This window comes from Paenibacillus methanolicus, assembly GCF_008124765.1.
GTDB classification, from domain to species: Bacteria; Bacillota; Bacilli; order Paenibacillales; family Paenibacillaceae; genus Paenibacillus_Z; species Paenibacillus_Z methanolicus.
The window spans coordinates 1-15,115 of record NZ_VNHS01000005.1 but is presented as its reverse complement, the minus strand read 5'-3'; the positions used below and the strand labels follow the sequence as shown (position 1 = coordinate 15,115).

The 15,115-nt window shown below is 46.3% G+C and carries 20 protein-coding genes and 1 pseudogene; 3 read left to right on the top strand and 18 right to left on the bottom strand.

Annotated elements, in window-relative coordinates:
• Positions 1 to 184 precede the first annotated feature (184 nt).
• The 5 genes from BCM02_RS13995 to BCM02_RS13975 form a co-directional block, all read right to left on the bottom strand.
• Positions 185 to 421 carry a hypothetical protein gene (locus BCM02_RS13995; protein WP_148929738.1) on the bottom strand — a complete coding sequence of 79 codons (237 nt, stop codon included), beginning with the start codon at positions 419 to 421 and terminating at the stop codon, positions 185 to 187.
• A gap of 62 nt (positions 422 to 483) precedes the next feature.
• The gene (locus BCM02_RS13990; protein ID WP_246183372.1) at positions 484 to 921 is read right to left on the bottom strand and encodes a rhodanese-like domain-containing protein; all 438 of its coding nucleotides are present in this window, start codon (positions 919 to 921) and stop codon (positions 484 to 486) included.
• Positions 922 to 1,097: 176 nt separating this feature from the next.
• Positions 1,098 to 1,469 (bottom strand): copper amine oxidase N-terminal domain-containing protein, encoded by a 372-nt coding sequence (locus tag BCM02_RS13985; protein WP_187434212.1) that lies wholly within the window; start codon positions 1,467 to 1,469, stop codon positions 1,098 to 1,100.
• 181 nt (positions 1,470 to 1,650) lie between these two features.
• The gene (locus BCM02_RS13980; protein ID WP_148929736.1) at positions 1,651 to 2,880 is read right to left on the bottom strand and encodes a cytochrome P450; all 1,230 of its coding nucleotides are present in this window, start codon (positions 2,878 to 2,880) and stop codon (positions 1,651 to 1,653) included.
• A gap of 331 nt (positions 2,881 to 3,211) precedes the next feature.
• Positions 3,212 to 4,093 carry a TetR/AcrR family transcriptional regulator gene (locus tag BCM02_RS13975; RefSeq protein ID WP_148929735.1) on the bottom strand — a complete coding sequence of 294 codons (882 nt, stop codon included), beginning with the start codon at positions 4,091 to 4,093 and terminating at the stop codon, positions 3,212 to 3,214.
• Between the two features lie 148 nt (positions 4,094 to 4,241).
• On the opposite strand from BCM02_RS13975, the gene BCM02_RS35265 reads away from it, so the two are divergent.
• On the top strand, positions 4,242 to 4,394 hold the full coding sequence (locus tag BCM02_RS35265; protein ID WP_187434211.1) for a hypothetical protein: 153 nt from the start codon (positions 4,242 to 4,244) through the stop codon (positions 4,392 to 4,394).
• Positions 4,395 to 4,714: 320 nt separating this feature from the next.
• Here BCM02_RS35265 and BCM02_RS13970 read toward each other — a convergent pair whose 3' ends face one another.
• Together BCM02_RS13970 and BCM02_RS13965 are read right to left on the bottom strand one after the other, a co-directional pair.
• Positions 4,715 to 5,254 (bottom strand): hypothetical protein, encoded by a 540-nt coding sequence (locus tag BCM02_RS13970; protein WP_148929734.1) that lies wholly within the window; start codon positions 5,252 to 5,254, stop codon positions 4,715 to 4,717.
• Between the two features lie 270 nt (positions 5,255 to 5,524).
• A complete protein-coding gene (locus tag BCM02_RS13965; RefSeq protein ID WP_148929733.1) occupies positions 5,525 to 6,271 on the bottom strand; it encodes an SDR family NAD(P)-dependent oxidoreductase in 747 nt (248 codons plus the stop codon).
• A gap of 179 nt (positions 6,272 to 6,450) precedes the next feature.
• Between BCM02_RS13965 and BCM02_RS13960 the strand changes: the two genes are divergently transcribed.
• Positions 6,451 to 6,801, top strand: a complete 351-nt coding sequence (locus tag BCM02_RS13960; protein ID WP_148929732.1) for a winged helix-turn-helix transcriptional regulator — start codon at positions 6,451 to 6,453, stop codon at positions 6,799 to 6,801.
• Here the strand turns inward: BCM02_RS13960 and BCM02_RS13955 are convergent.
• The 9 genes and pseudogenes from BCM02_RS13955 to BCM02_RS13915 form a co-directional block, all read right to left on the bottom strand.
• A pseudogene (locus BCM02_RS13955) lies at positions 6,802 to 7,063 on the bottom strand (transposase); the annotation flags it as partial.
• A gap of 155 nt (positions 7,064 to 7,218) precedes the next feature.
• Positions 7,219 to 7,422, bottom strand: a complete 204-nt coding sequence (locus BCM02_RS13950; protein ID WP_148929731.1) for a hypothetical protein — start codon at positions 7,420 to 7,422, stop codon at positions 7,219 to 7,221.
• A 151-nt stretch (positions 7,423 to 7,573) separates the two neighbouring features.
• A complete protein-coding gene (locus BCM02_RS13945) occupies positions 7,574 to 7,849 on the bottom strand; it encodes a hypothetical protein (protein ID WP_148929730.1) in 276 nt (91 codons plus the stop codon).
• 115 nt (positions 7,850 to 7,964) lie between these two features.
• A complete protein-coding gene (locus BCM02_RS13940) occupies positions 7,965 to 8,807 on the bottom strand; it encodes a tyrosine-type recombinase/integrase (RefSeq protein ID WP_148929729.1) in 843 nt (280 codons plus the stop codon).
• Between the two features lie 329 nt (positions 8,808 to 9,136).
• Positions 9,137 to 9,379 (bottom strand): hypothetical protein, encoded by a 243-nt coding sequence (locus BCM02_RS13935; RefSeq protein WP_187434210.1) that lies wholly within the window; start codon positions 9,377 to 9,379, stop codon positions 9,137 to 9,139.
• Between the two features lie 374 nt (positions 9,380 to 9,753).
• On the bottom strand, positions 9,754 to 9,954 hold the full coding sequence (locus BCM02_RS13930) for a tautomerase family protein (RefSeq protein WP_148929728.1): 201 nt from the start codon (positions 9,952 to 9,954) through the stop codon (positions 9,754 to 9,756).
• A gap of 228 nt (positions 9,955 to 10,182) precedes the next feature.
• Positions 10,183 to 11,046 (bottom strand): NAD-dependent epimerase/dehydratase family protein, encoded by an 864-nt coding sequence (locus tag BCM02_RS13925; RefSeq protein ID WP_148929727.1) that lies wholly within the window; start codon positions 11,044 to 11,046, stop codon positions 10,183 to 10,185.
• A 173-nt stretch (positions 11,047 to 11,219) separates the two neighbouring features.
• Positions 11,220 to 11,405 carry a 4-oxalocrotonate tautomerase DmpI gene (gene dmpI, locus BCM02_RS13920; protein WP_148929726.1) on the bottom strand — a complete coding sequence of 62 codons (186 nt, stop codon included), beginning with the start codon at positions 11,403 to 11,405 and terminating at the stop codon, positions 11,220 to 11,222.
• Positions 11,406 to 11,442: 37 nt separating this feature from the next.
• Positions 11,443 to 12,024 (bottom strand): NAD(P)H-dependent oxidoreductase, encoded by a 582-nt coding sequence (locus tag BCM02_RS13915; protein WP_148929725.1) that lies wholly within the window; start codon positions 12,022 to 12,024, stop codon positions 11,443 to 11,445.
• A gap of 135 nt (positions 12,025 to 12,159) precedes the next feature.
• On the opposite strand from BCM02_RS13915, the gene BCM02_RS13910 reads away from it, so the two are divergent.
• The gene (locus BCM02_RS13910; RefSeq protein WP_148929724.1) at positions 12,160 to 13,008 is read left to right on the top strand and encodes a helix-turn-helix transcriptional regulator; all 849 of its coding nucleotides are present in this window, start codon (positions 12,160 to 12,162) and stop codon (positions 13,006 to 13,008) included.
• Positions 13,009 to 13,601: 593 nt separating this feature from the next.
• Here BCM02_RS13910 and BCM02_RS13905 read toward each other — a convergent pair.
• A complete protein-coding gene (locus BCM02_RS13905) occupies positions 13,602 to 14,042 on the bottom strand; it encodes a DUF4259 domain-containing protein (RefSeq protein ID WP_148929723.1) in 441 nt (146 codons plus the stop codon).
• A gap of 265 nt (positions 14,043 to 14,307) precedes the next feature.
• Complete coding sequence (locus tag BCM02_RS13900; protein ID WP_148929722.1) at positions 14,308 to 14,799, bottom strand: immunity 26/phosphotriesterase HocA family protein; 492 nt, start codon at positions 14,797 to 14,799, stop codon at positions 14,308 to 14,310.
• Positions 14,800 to 15,115 lie beyond the last annotated feature (316 nt).

The window sequence follows — 15,115 nt, the reverse complement described above, 5'->3', positions numbered from 1 at the left end:
TCCTCATTTATTTACGTGGCTTAATTATATACGAGAGCGAGGGTGGAAGAGAACATCCATGCGTTGAAAGTGCTATCAATTAATTTTATGCGACCTATAGATGGCGGTTATTACCTGGAAAATTATTCTAGGGAATGCCCCCATGCACGAAGAAACCCGGCGCCATGGCCGGGCTCTCCGCCGATCAATTCCGGGAGAAAGGCGGCGAGTAGCCCGCCTCCCGCAGGAAACGCTCCTGCTTCGACTCGCCATGGAATTCGCGCTCCATCGCCAGATTGGCTTGTTCGGCTTCTGCCGCTTCACGCACTTCTACCGCTGCTTCAAGTTCTGCATAACCGGATAACGGCTTAACCGACTCCTGCTCCATTCGCTCATCCTCCTTCACGCGGTGCGCACCTAGTTTTCCCAGCAGGGGAAACATGATGCAGCCTCCGTCGTTCCCGCCAAGGGCGTGGCTAACATGGAGCCGGCTACTTCGCTTTCTCAGCCGACCAAGTTCGCCGATTGGCCGAGCGTACCCGCCACGTCATTCCCTTCCCGCCGCCAGTATTCGATGCCGCCCAGCATTTCCTTCACTTGGAACCCAAGCGCGGACAAGCGGGCCGCTCCTTTGGTCGCGCCGTTGCATGCCGGCCCCCAGCAATAGACGACGATCGTCCGATCCTTGGCCAAGTTCGCGGTCATCTCTTCGCCGATCTGACTGGAAGGGAGGTTGATCGCACCCGGGATATGGCATTGTTCGTAAGCTTTCGCACTGCGAACGTCGATGAGCACGAAGGCATCGAGACCGTGCTGCCTGTCGTAATGAACGTCCGCGACGTCCGTCTCCAGGGCAAGCTTGTTCATGTAGTGCCGATGAATATCGGTCGGCGATGCAGCCGGCGTCTCGAGAACGAGGGAACGAAGTTGTTGCGTTGTCATAGGGATAACCTCCGAATGGGGATGATGTGTACTTGCGATCACTATAGCACGGCCCCCATTGACGGCGTTATCGATAGAAATCTATGCGATACTTCAATGATTTTGATGAGTTGGTACGGACAACCGGTGAACATGCGTTGGTTTCCTTGGCGCAAACATCGCGGATCACCGCGAGCTTAACGGCTTGCGAGCACGATCTCCACCGTATACGTCTCCGCGTTCCAGTCCACCTTCGCGCCGAAAGCCTCGCTGACGAAGCGGAGCGGAATGAGCACGCTCTCCGCCGCCACCAGCGGCTTGGCCGGAAGCGGTACTTTCGCGCCGTCGATCGTCGCCGTTCCTTGTTCCGCATCCAACAGGATCGTACGGCCGTCTTTTATAAGCTTTACCGTATGCGTCTCGGACTGCCAGCTTACCTGGGCGCCCAGCGCCTCCGCGACGCGAATCGGCACCAGCGTAGTTCCGTTCACCGACAGCGCGGATGCGGCGACCTCGACCGCTCGGCCATCGACCTGAATCTCGATCGGACGCGAGACGCGGATCGGCACGAGCGAATCGCCCGAGTTCAGACCGGCGCCGAGCTGACCGTCCCCGCACGCGGCTCTACGCCGAAAGCGCCATTCATGCTGAAAGTCTAGATCTCAGCGATATGCGGGAATACGATTAACACGCGCAAAAAACTGCCGAGCCGCTGCTCGACAGTTTCGGAGTTCCGTTATCTCATCTCGTCTACTGCACGGCCCTCATCGGCAGACGCGTAAGCGATTGGCCCGGCGCCGACATCACGAGACTCTTCTCGAGATCGAACGCCACCGGCTCGATTCGGCTGAAGCGCTGCAGGAACGCCGTGAGCGCGATGTTAAGCTCCAGCCGTGCGAGCGGACCTCCCAGGCAGAAGTGAGGCCCGTTGCCGAACGTCAAGTGCTTCTTGCTGTTGCCCCGGTGGATGTCCAGCGTGAACGGATTGGCGAACATCTGCTCATCCATGTTGCCCGCGCTCATCCACGCGATGACAACGTCGCCCTTCTTCATCTCCACGCCCAGCGCGTCGGTGTCCTGCTTGACCGTGCGGTCCCGTTTGGAAATATGGAACCGGTAGCGGAGCATCTCCTCGACTGTCTGCGGGACGAGCCCCGGATCTTCGCGCATTTGTCCGAACAGCTGCGGATCGTCGTGCAGCAGCGAGTAGAAAAGACTGGCCATCATATGGCTGGTCGTCTCGACGCCGGCGCCGAGCAGCAGCATCGTCGTCCGCACGACCTCGTCGTCACTGAACCGTTCGCCTTCGATATCGACCTTCAGCAGATCGGAGATGATGTCATCCGCGGGATCGGTGCGCTTCCGGACGACGATCGGATACAAGTACTCGTAATATTGCTTTGCCGCGGACATTTTGCGCAGCTCCGTCTCTTGCTCGCTGCCCTTCTCGAGGGGCTGGAACAAAATATCGACCCAGTTCTTGAACAGCACGCTGTCGTCAGTTGGCACGCCGAACAAGTCGGCCATGACCATGGACGGCAGCGGCGCGGACAAGGTCTGCACGAGATCGATCGGCCCGTCCGGCTTCATGTCTTCGACCAGCTTGTTCGCGATTTGGCGAATGCGGGGCTCCCAGTTGTCCAGCGCGCGCGGCGTGAACGCCGCGGAGATGAGCGAGCGCCGACGGGTCGATTCCGGCGGGTCCTTGAGCGTCAGGTTGATTTTGTCCGGAATGCCGCCTTCCTTGTTCTTCGCGCCGACCGCGATCGCCGAACGTTCGCCCTCGCTGGAGAAGAGTTGATGATTGCTGAGCACTTGCTTGACGTCCTCGTACCGGAACACGTTCCACGTGTCCGTCGCTTCATGGTAATAGACCGGATGATCGTGAAGCATCCGCTTGTACCACTCGAGCGGGAAGAACTCCTCGGATCTCGAGCGGAACGCCGGAATGTCTTGAACCGCTATGACTTTGTTGTACATCATTCCACCTCCATCATAATCTCGATTGCAGCACCGTAACGCCTCATCATCACCCCAACAATTCCCATTTTATACGAGTCGTATATTTGCGGGTAATCCAACGAAACAACCAATCTGATTACGCTGATTAATTAGGCAATCGAACTAGACGATTAGTTCATTTTGCGGTTGAACCCAGGTAATACGGATTCCGCCGTCTCGGTACGGCGAATCGCGTTTCATTCCGAAGACATACAAAATGTTGGATAAGCGCGAAACTTATTCATCCTTGTATGCGAACAAAAACAGCCGGCATCGGGGCCGGCCGTTCTCGCGAAATGTCGATTCCGCGCTATTCGTGTTTGAATTGCTCCAAATACCACCAGCAGCCCTGCGCGATTCGCCCGGCCTCCCGGCTTAGCTCATCCGCCGCGAAGCTCCGTTCGAAAGCATGCAGCACCGCCTCCAGCAGCGAGGCGTTGAGCGCCTCCGCTTCCATCGCCGCCAGCAGTCCCTTGGTCAACTCTTTCGCTTTCACCGGCTCCTTCGAACGCTGGACGGACCGGTTGAACGCGCGAAGCTCCTCGCTCAGCGCCTCCTTATCCGGTCGTCTCGGATATTCGCCCTGGCTCATCCGCGACAACGTCGGCAGGTCGAATACGTGCTCCCCCCGCTCCCGCATCGCGTTCAGCACGAGCCCGATATGCCGGAGAACCTTCGGAACCGCCGTCTTCCAATCGGGATCGGGCCGGTCGAAATTCCGCCACGTGTTCGCCATCTGGTGCAGCATGCCGTAGAACAACACCGCTCCCTCGTACGCGAAAGGCCGAATCTCTTCCCCGTACAGGCTGACGAGACGATCGGCCAGCCAATTCAACTGGACCCGCCCCAGATCAGCCGCCTGGACTTCGCCTGAATAGAAGCCGGCCCAGAATAGGCTCCATGTCCGCTCCTTGTCCGGCGAAGCCATCGGAACGGCGATCTGGTCCACCAAGAGCTCGAAGTCCGAGGCGTAGACGTTCCCCTCGAGCGACTTGCGGATATGCAGGTCCTCTTGCAGCCGCTGCTCGAGGATGGCCAGGAAGCACTCTTCCTTCGAGGCGAAAAATTTATAGAAAGTCCCCTTCGATACGCCGGACCGGTCCAAAATCATCTGGATCGTCGTGCCCGCGTACCCTTGTTCGATAAACAGCGACAGGGCGGATTCCTGCAGCGTTTGCTTGCGACTGCTCATGCTCGCTTCCCCCACCGGCGCATGCGCCGCGTTTTGGTCTGATTGTACCACCCGAAGGACGAACCGGGTAGCGCCATATTCAGCGCATGCATGATCGCGCCTCCCGCATGAAAAGCTAAGGCAAATGCCAAAACATGGAGGTCTTGGAATGACAGCATCGAACGAGCATGAGAACACGAACGAACCGGTCAGCCTGGAACAAATCATGGCGGAGATCGAAATCAATTTGGAGGGCAAACGCTCGATTACCAACGTCCCGGGCAGCTCGGTGCTGGAAGCGCCGGAGATGGAGGAGCCTTGAGGTACGGAAGGTAGATTTGCCCACCTCAACACTTATTTCGCCCGCGCCCGGCTATGTGACGATTAGTACGGGCCCGGTTCTCGCAAAATTGACATTCGCGCCCCACTAACCGCGCAGTTATCTTGATTTGCATCGTTTCCCTGCAGACTGAAAGACGCGATTTAACGGGGCTTCTGAGATTGAAAATCGCCAGACTTCGAAAAATAAATATTAGACTGACATAAAAATGAAACAGCGGCCGACCAAGACTTGAAAAATAAAGTCTTCGACTGCCGCTGTCTTAGTTCAACTAATGTTCGCCGTTAGTACTACTGGTATGGCTAATCGAATTCAACCAATTTTTTATCCAATTCCATTAAGTAAGATATAGGTGCGTTGGTATCTTTCCAATTTGTCGGGAGAAATGATTTGATGTCAGATAAGACATTGCTCATTTTTAATAAATATTCCTTTTCCTCCGTTGAAAGTGGACCTTGCTTATAAAGGATGTCAACCGCTTTGCCATGCCACACCGAGTATTTGTAATACAAGTCCGAAATACTTTGTATTTGCTCATTTGGAATCTCAATAATACCAGAGCTTAAAGCAGAAAGGGTGCTTTGCAGGCTCTCTAATGTCATGGTCTGCCAGTTGAGCATGGATAATCGGTAATCCTGTCCCACCCATTTGTTTTTATTTACTGAGTCAATAGCAGTTCCAACTCCATTGAGGCGAGTAACTGCAGTGAACATGGTTTGCGATGTATATTGGGAAATCTTCTTTTCCTTTGCCCTCAATTGATATCCCTGCCAGATACAGATTCCAACCGAGACGGAAAGTACTATCACTAATAAGATTTGCACTTGTTTCTTCACCAGCATTATTTTCATCCATTCACAAAGGATTTTTTAGCATATTTTACCCCTTATGCGTTGGAACTATCCTGCCCGATAGTTCAACGACGAACGGCAGCCGATCTTGTGGCCGGCTGCCGCGGTGTCTTTATTCTACTAACGTCTCCAGTTAGTTCACTCATACTCCTGCCTTGGATTGTCTCGCAACACCTAATAAGCGCAGGCAAGCCAGTCAGTCCAACTCAAAAATTGGGAGTCGTGCTTACCATTATTTATCATAGTGGTATATCTTCCGAACTAAATTTGTGCAGCTCCGCCATCCACAAACAATTCGGTCCCTGTGATATAACTACTTTCGTTGGAAGCTAGGAACATAACTGCTTTTGCAATTTCTTCAGATGTCCCCAATCTACCTAACGGCGTTGTAGACTTGGCATACTCCATAGCATTATCGAGCTCAGCTCCAAATAATTCATTATGAGCTGGTGTAATAATATTTCCAGGGCTAACCACATTAACACGAATTTGAGTTCCCTTTAAATCAAGAATCCAGTTGCGAATTAGTTGTCTGATTGCCGCTTTTGTAGCGCTGTAGATACTGAATGCCGGCATTCCCATTGAACCTGCCATAGACCCAGTCAGGATAATCGAACCTACATTGTTCGGAAACAAGGGTAATGCCTTTTGAACTGTGAATATCGTTCCTTTTACATTAACGTCGAAGGTTTTGTAATAATGCTCCTCCGTAATTTCACCCAACGGAAGAAATGAGCCTATTCCAGCATTAGCAAAAAGAATGTCCAAATGACCTTTCTCTTGCTTCACTGCTTCATACAGCCGGTCCAAATCCGCCAGATTGGAAACGTCGCCTTGAATACCAGTTACATTATCTCCAATCAGCTTCACAGCCGCATCAAGCTCACTTTGTCTGCGCCCCGTGATATAAACATGCGCCCCCTCTTTAGCAAACTGCTGTGCCGTTACAAGCCCGATACCGCTAGTGCCTCCTGTAACAACTGCCACTTTCCCATTAAACTTTCCCATGCTATGACTCTCCTTTTAAAGGTGCTTTAAGTATGTCTGTCCGTCGTTTTGTCATCAAACAACTGTTCAGTACATCTCATAAATGATATTATTTAATAAAAATAACCATAATAATAGTACCCACTTTTTTGTTATATAGTAACTAAAAAGTAATAATTGTAATTGAAGGGAGATACAACATGAAAGTTTATTATTGTAACCTTGAAGTTACCATGGAGGTAATTGGGGGGAAATGGAAAGGACTAGTTCTATACTATTTGATGAAAGGTCCGAAACGAACGAGCGAATTAAAGCAACTTGTGCATGGTATCACTCAAAAAATGCTAATCCAAACCCTAAGAGAATTGGAAGCTGATGGACTTGTTAGCAGGAAAATGTTCAATCAGGTCCCTCCGAAGGTCGAATATTCGACTACAGAGCTTGGGCAATCGCTTGAGCCGATTCTAAGAGCGCTTTGTCAATGGGGTGACGGTTATGCGGATACAACATTCGCTGAAGGAGAGTTTCAAATTCTTAATAATGAATTTTGATTATCCAACTAAGTCAGGATAGGTTATTGTTTTTGACAAAACACAACACTGAGATAGTCGGTTGAACCGATAGCAGAATTCATCCAGATACGCTTGTTCGAGTTAAGACCGTAAAACGTGCCACCAATAAAGGCTTTAGCGTTGGAGATGACCGTATGAAGCCACTTGAGATGATCCTCGTTTTCTACAGGGTTAAACAGCTTGGCTTCATGCGATATCCTTGTTTAGCCAGAGCCTGGTAAGACTTGTACTTGTCGCTATTTTTTAAGTAATCTGCCCGTTACTTCAATAAAGGAGGGAGCAGCTGCCGCGTGGCAAACTGCTCCCTGGTTATTGGGCTATCGCTCACAGTTATTTTAATGACACTGCCGAACAGTTGACCTAAGTCTTAATGATCTCACGGAGAAAGGTCACAATCTATGTTAAAAACTGTTTTGACATTCCTTTGATAATGTCTTTTAGCTCATCCCTAAATTCTTCATTATTGATGTTTAAATAACTTTCGCCGATTTCTGTATATTTTTTCAACTCTTCCTTGCTTAAAAACTCTGCCAGATTTACTCCTAGTTCTTTTAAATAATTTGAAAGTGCAGTAAAAATGATAAACTCCTCACGATTCACTCCGAACACTCCTTTAACTAAATTTGGATTCATTTTATATAACGCAACATGGCGACAGAATGTTGAACTTCCTGTCCCATTACTTCAACAAAAAATAGGAGCAGCTGCAGCGCGGCCATCTGCACCCTGATTATTGCGCTAACGTCTCCCGTTAGTTCAACGAACCGCCGTTACCTCTTCTCAATTTCTTGTAGATGAAGGATAATGGGAACCAGAACATGAGAGAATGAAAAAATCCAACAATAGCCATTATTATGGTTAAAAAGGGAACAGCTATTACTCCTGCAACTACACCATTTAATTGTTTCTCTCCAAAATGGAATACATATTTATCGTCATACAATGAATAACCAAACATGCCTAAACCAATCAAAAATCCAAGAATTGCATAAATTATAATTGTTTTTTTAATGATTTTCTTTAACAAATGGCTTAGTCTCCCCCCTATTCCTCACCGTATTATTATACTATACCATCCCGTTATCCTGCCCTTTAGTTGAACGGCGGCGAAATTCTAAATGGGGTCCGCCGCCATTGGATACTTAAAAAAATCGTCGATAAAGCTCTCTCCGACGTTCGCCGCGGAGCTGTGCGTAAATTTGAGTGGTCGATGCTTTCTCATGACCTAGCATACCTTGGATGAAATCTAAGGGGGCACCGTTATCAAGGAGCTGGCATGCATAAGTATGTCGAAAGCGATGCGGGTATACATTCGCTTCAATTTCTCCCCGATCTGCAAGCCGTTTTAAGGCCCATCTAATCGTGGGTATGGCCATTCGTTTTGTTAGATGCGTATCGGTAACGAATAAGGCTTTGCAGGAGTCCTCACGGCTGGCCAGGTACTTCTTTAACCATACTTTGCACTCTGTCGTAAAATAAACTTCTCTTTGCTTCGATCCCTTGCCATTAACGATTGCTGAGCAGTTCTCCCAGTTCAGATCCTCGATGTTGATCTTCTCCACCTCTCCAACCCGGCAGCCGGTGCTGTAGAGAAACTCCAGCAGCGCTCTTTCCCTGAGTGACTGACAAGAGATCTTTAAGTGTATGACGTCTTCCTCAATCAAAAACTTTGGAATGCGCTTATCCAATTTCGGTTCTCTTAATTTTAGAGAAGGATTTGAAGTCAGATATGTCTCTTCATAAGCGTAGCGGAAAAGAGAACGAACAAACCGAATTCGATGACCTAGGCTGCTTGGCTTCAAACGATCGGCTTGTTTTGCCAAGTACTCCTTCAGCATGGTTAACGTTACCTCTGTGATCTCAATATTACCTAGCTCTTGCATCAACATTTTGTGCTGAAGGGCGTATGCCTTTAAAGTTCTTGTACTGAATCCTTGAATGCGCTTGTCAGCTTCATACAACCTCCACAGTTCACTTAATTGCATAACAAAACCTCCCTTTAGAAGCTATTAAATCTAGTTTGCTTCTAAGGAGAGGTTTTAATAATCAGCAGGGGCGTGTTGAACTAGCGTTCTCCGATAGTTCAACGTTCAGGTTTAAGAATTCTTTCACTGTGTCCTTTTTTATATAGATTCATCATTTCGTACCAGTATCTAATTGTTTCTTCGTTAAATTCCTTTTTAGATATTCTCTCAAGCCAATCATAAAGTTCTTTTATTTTGGTTTCGATATATCAAACTCAATCATAATGGTTTTCTTCTCCATAACATAGTACCTCCAATTGAGCTATAGTTACCGATAGGTTAATAGATCGTTATTCTTCAAAAATCCACTTTTCTCCAATTCCTCCGCCATATGGACCAGGGGTTTGATCGTGAATGTTATTTGCAGTCTTTACAGCTCTATACCATGCTGTGTGCAGAACATTATTTTTATAATACGAAACCCTGTATATTTCTTTGTATTTATTGTAATCATTACCGAATGGTGTATCTTCGTTTTTAATACGATAAATATTTTTTAATTCTCCACCATGTTGTTCTATAACCCTTGTCATTTCATTCTTTAACGTTTTCTCGTGAAGTGGATGTCATTAAAAGCAGCACTGGTACATTAACCAAGAAAATTGCCATGATTATTAATATTAATGTTCCTGTCCTTTTTCTAAAAAGAATACCGAACATAATGCCAACCAGAAGAACTACGATAAATACTATTAGTAGCAACGTTTGCATTTTATATTCCTCGCTATATTTTTCCTAATATTACGCCATGTCACCTCAGAAGTTTCTAATCGTTCATTGACGTAAACTCCCTTTAGTTCAACGACGAGCGGCAGCCAATCAAGTGATCGGCTGCCGCTGTGTGTATTCCTCTGTCGTTCTCCGTTACTTCAACAAGCTAAGGAGAGCGACTACCGCGGCGGCGAAATCATTTTTCTCTCTTTCGGTAGTCATCGGTTAGTACACCCTCAAACCCCCAATTCTCCTCTTCGATCTCCTGTATAACGATATGAATATGTTCTGGCTTTTTGCCAAGAACAGTTACAAGTGTTTCCGTAAACTCCCTAACAATCTGCGATTTTTGCTCGCGATTAGCACCTTTGGTTACCTGTAAGTTGATATATGGCATGTTAACTCCCCTTTGTTATAACGAATTAAGCATCATTATAATTATCCGGCAATCAATTATCGTTTCGCGTTAGCGTAAGCATCGAATGCGCGAGAACTGTAAGTCACTTAAGTGTGCAAATCGCCTAGCCAGAACAAGAACAGGATTCCCACCTCAGCTTATTCATTCTCGGTTTAGGTTTAACCTTTAAAAATTTTAAAGCAAAAGAAGCCAACCCTTGAGCAACTCTTACGATGAGGCGGATCCCAGTGCTAACCTAAATCCATCGCGCCACGAGGTGTAGCGCGGCTTCCAACCGTTCCTAAGGGCTTTGCCGTTTAGGGCCCCGCGCTCCCAGGCCGTGTGTCCCAGTTGAACGTCCGGTAGTGGGGCGCCTACGGCATCAGCGAAGATCGGCAGCCAATCAGTGCCGGCAGCCGGCTCGTCGTCAACGATATTGTAGCATCCGGAAGGCCAGCTGAGCGCATTTGCCGCAGCTAGCGCTGCATCATCGATATGCACGAATGAACTAATTCCACCCGTCGCTAGCAGAAGCCGCTGCCGCGCCTGCTCAGCCATATAGCCATCCGCGGCGTACCACGTTCCTTTTCCATAAAGCAAGCCGTACCGCAGGATAACATGTTCCGGCATTTCGGTAGATGCGCTTTCCAGTGCACGGATACCTTCAATCGTTGTGCTCCGCGGAGGCAGGGCGTCCAGGTCAAGCGGGCAGTCTTCCGCTGCCGGCCCATCGCCCGATTCATAAGCCCACGAAATGCTTTGGACGATCATTTTGCCAACGCCTGCCGCAAGTGCCGCATCCACAAGATTACGCGTCCCTTCTTTTCGGATTCTCGCGTTGTCAGAGAAGTTTATAGCGCTTAACGAGGTGAGCTGGTGAATCACGGCATCCGGTTTTGTTTTCTGTAATGCCGAAAACACAGCTTTGCGGTTAAAAACATCTAGAATAACTGGCACTATGCCCTTTCTTTTCAATTCGGTTGCGGTATCCGGGTTTCTCGTAAATCCGACGACTTCATGCCCCTCATGAATAAGAATAGGAATGAGTGCCCGTCCGACGACACCGGTCGCCCCAGCTACTACAATTTTCATCTTAATTCAACCTCCATTATTTGTTGTTTCGCCCGGGGAATCCAAACACGCCACCGTCCTGGTCATTGCGACTACGGAAGTCCTTCCCACACAGATGCTTCGGCTGTTGCAAATGTGGCACATTAGCAAAAGGGGGCCACAATTCCAGCCCCCTTAATTGTCTGTTATTCTGATTATTCTCTGTCACTTAGCAGTTGCCCACCAACACCTATATTTTCAAATTCATTTTCCTTAATAAAAACATAAAATGTTTCTTTTGTAATTCCAGTAACACGCGATGCCGTTTCCGTAAATTCTATTGCTAGTAGCTGTTTTTGTTCTTTTGTTAGTTTTGATCCTTCTAATGTAATTACTGGCATAAATCTTTCCTCCTAAAGTGTAGGATAGTTGTGAAATTTAAAAATTATCTCTTATCAATTCTTCTACTTGGCCAAGATAGTTAGTGCGGTCTTCAGGTGTTGAAGTAGGAACGCCTCCAAAAAACACATGTTTGATAACTTCCATTCCGCAAAATTCAAATATGGCTCCATCCGTAGTTTGCTTCATGGACTTATGCATCCCAATCTGTTCATATACATCATCCGAAGCCCCGGTTGTACTAATCAATAATGCCTTTTTCCCCTGTAGAAGCCCGGCCGTTCTACCATCCACATTATGAAATGCAAAGCCATTAGCAAATACTCTATCCACATATCCTTTTAATATTGCCGGCAAACCAGCCCACCAAACAGGATACACAAATGTAATAACATCTGCCCATTTGATATGCTCCTGCTCGGCTTTGATATCTTCAGCATGATTTCCACTACGTAAATTAAGGATATCCGTACCCTTAAGAATAGGGTCAAAGCCAATTTCATATAAATCTCTAAATCTTACTTCAGCTTCCTTATTTTTTAGCTCGTTTACAATGGTATCCGCGATTCCTCTCCCAAAACTCTTTGCGTATGGATGTGCGAAAATAATTAAATGTTTCATTTTTATTCCTCCCTTGGGTCGATTATAATTAGTTAATAAACGTACAAACAGGTCTGTGTTTGTAGTACTACTCCGAATACTAAGCGTACGGATACTGGTATAAAAACTAACAGGATATGGAGGTGAATCCTTGTAATGAATTCTGAAACAAGACGAAAAGAACTAGCTGATTTTCTCCGGACTCGCCGCTCACGTCTATCTCCGCATGAGGCGGGATTACCGATTGAGACCTCACGTCGTCGCACGCCTGGTCTGAGGCGGGAAGAAGTAGCAAGTCTATCTGGCATTTCCTTACCGTGGTACACCGCACTGGAACAGGGACGGGATATTCAAGTATCGGAACAAGTACTGGAAAGCTTGGTTCGTACCCTTCAACTTAGCAGCGACGAACGCAATCATCTATTCGTGTTGGCCAACCATGCTGTACTTCCACACGTGACAGTGGATGCGTCCATTTCTCCAGCTATACAAAGGATTCTTGACAGAATGGGGACGTACCCTGCCTATGTCCTCGATAAGCGCTGGAATGTTTTCGCATGGAACCAAATGACGAATAAGGTCTGTGGAAACTTTAATCAAGCGAAAGAGATCGAGAGAAATATCCTTTGGCGGATGTTCATGATGAAGGATAAGGAAGCTCGCATTGTCAATTGGGAAAATGTTGCCACCTTGCTGTTAGCTCATTTCAGAAGCAGATATGCTTTATACATAAATGATTCGTGGTATCAGGAACTAGTTAACATGTTATATAACAGCAGTGAGGAGTTCAGGGAGTGGTGGGGGAGGCATGATGTTTCCGGAAATTCGGAAGGAGAAAAAGTGATCCAACATCCTCAAGCTGGCCTGTTGACATTTCGTTACAATAATTTCAAAGTTTCTGAAAGCGGTGAATTCGTATTGAGGGTATTCACACCAATCGAAAACACTGGAACTGATGAACGGTTAGAAGATTTAGTGTCTGAGTTTCATTCGATTACTCAATAAAAAGTATTCCTGGTGTGAGCAGAAAATAAAGTATTAGACTGGATGTCTTTATTCCACGTGATTTTTCGAATTGTCATACCGTCAGACTCCATAAAATAAGTTTTAGACTGAACTTAGAAAATGAAACAGCGACAGCCAAGGACGAGAAAATAAAGTCCTAGACTGTCGCTGTTTCATTGAACTAACGTTCTCCGTTAGCATAATCATCGTTGCAGTCAAGTCTAACTCCACCAGTCAGGGTCCGAGTTCCATTTCTCAAAAAGAAGGCTCAGGTCTATATCTTCATTTAGTAGTCGCGTCGATACAGGTCCATACCCGCATACTTTACAATTCAAGGGATATGAATCCGTAAATATCAAGGAGAGAGTCTTTTCGTCAACTTCGAGCACCTCAGCATAATAACATTCATGATTAAACTGCTTATAGAGGTTAACTTCTAAATTGCATTGGAAAAGCACTTTGAACTTCGCATCGCCCATGGTATCTGTCCTCTTTGGGTGGTTTCCGTCATGTAGTGACTTAACTATCGTTCCTCGATAGCTTAATGCTCTCGTCGTCTTCTATTGCTGGTTCAGTCTACGGGGATCGTTTACCTATCCCGTTATTTCTCTTGAAGTTTGCGACAACCTGTTTTCCAAATCCTTCACTGTTTTTAACCAATTATTATGCTGATCTGAGTCTTTCCATAATTCCGCCAGTTCAGATTCCGCGATTATTTTAACTAGTGCACGGTGAGCATCTACCAACAGATTACCCCCTTGTCCTTTATGATTTTCGATCCATTCCTCCAACTCTTCATATTCCCAGGAATGAATTTCTTTAAGGTTTTGTTTCCTATTCGTAGTAACTTGTAATGCTAATAAAATCTCGATTGCCCCTATGGCAATGCTTGCAGTGTCAGCTTCAATAAAAGCGTCTTTAAGTGGTAATTGAATTGCTTCTTCGATTAAATTCATGCTGTCGCTTTCAATGAGATCTATTACCCAATCTCCTACAAAATCATTTTGAAATACACCATATCCCCAATACCCCATATCAGCACCTTCTCTTAGTACAGTTTTAAGATAACAATACCATATTTTGGTTGCACATTGAACGGTAAAAGCGATATACCGCTACTAAGTAAAAATGAATACATTTACACTTTCAGAGGTGCCGTTTTCGTTAGCGTAATCTGCCCGTTAGCGCAGCGACGGCAGCCGATCTTTCTGACCGGCTGCCGCTGTTGATTGTTGCGCTATCGTTCCTCGTTAGTTTAACAGTGATATTATAATACAATCGCAGGAGGCTTCATCGTATTTACTGATACTCTTTTCCGAACAGCACTCGATGAGCCTGTCTACCTACGTATCCATAACTTGAGAGTCCTACAAAGTCCAAGAACTTGGGTTTATGTGAGATGCGTTCACCTTCCAAATTATAAAACTTATCTTGTGTCTCGAAATCATCAAAAAAACCGTAGTCCACGTTTAACTCCTTAACAGTGACAGACTGATTCCCCACCGTTTCGAAGTACCCTTTTAACCAACCTTGAAAATTCACTACAGTTGGGGAGAATAAAAATTCACATTCATCCAAATTATCAGGTATTTCCTTATCGTGAGATAGACAGTTATACATGTATATCAGATTCATACCTTGAAAATTTAAATTCTTTCCTTGGATATTTGTCTCAATTACTTTACCAAAGTAATAGTGGTTCTCCTTTGGTTGAATAACGAAAACATCACCCACTACAGGTTTCTTTCGCGACTTCTTCATGACAATCAGTTCAGTAAATTCGTTTGACATACTAGATTCTTCCTCATTAATAATTTATTCAAGCATCCTTATAAACCTTTAGCCCATGCTCGTAAGCAAACTTTAACTACCCGTTAGCTGACAAGCTCCGATTATTCAGCAGCCTGGGTCATTGTGTTATCGTCTCCCGCCGTTAGCTTAATCCAATTATGATACTACTGAAGTGCTTAACTATTCATTTTAACTAGTTAATAAAAACTAAATAGATAAACTATAATGCTACATAGAAACTAGACAGCAAAAAGGAGTATCTTAGTTGTATGAAGCCGACAAGAAGAACGTTTACTCCCGAGGAAAAAGCGCGTCT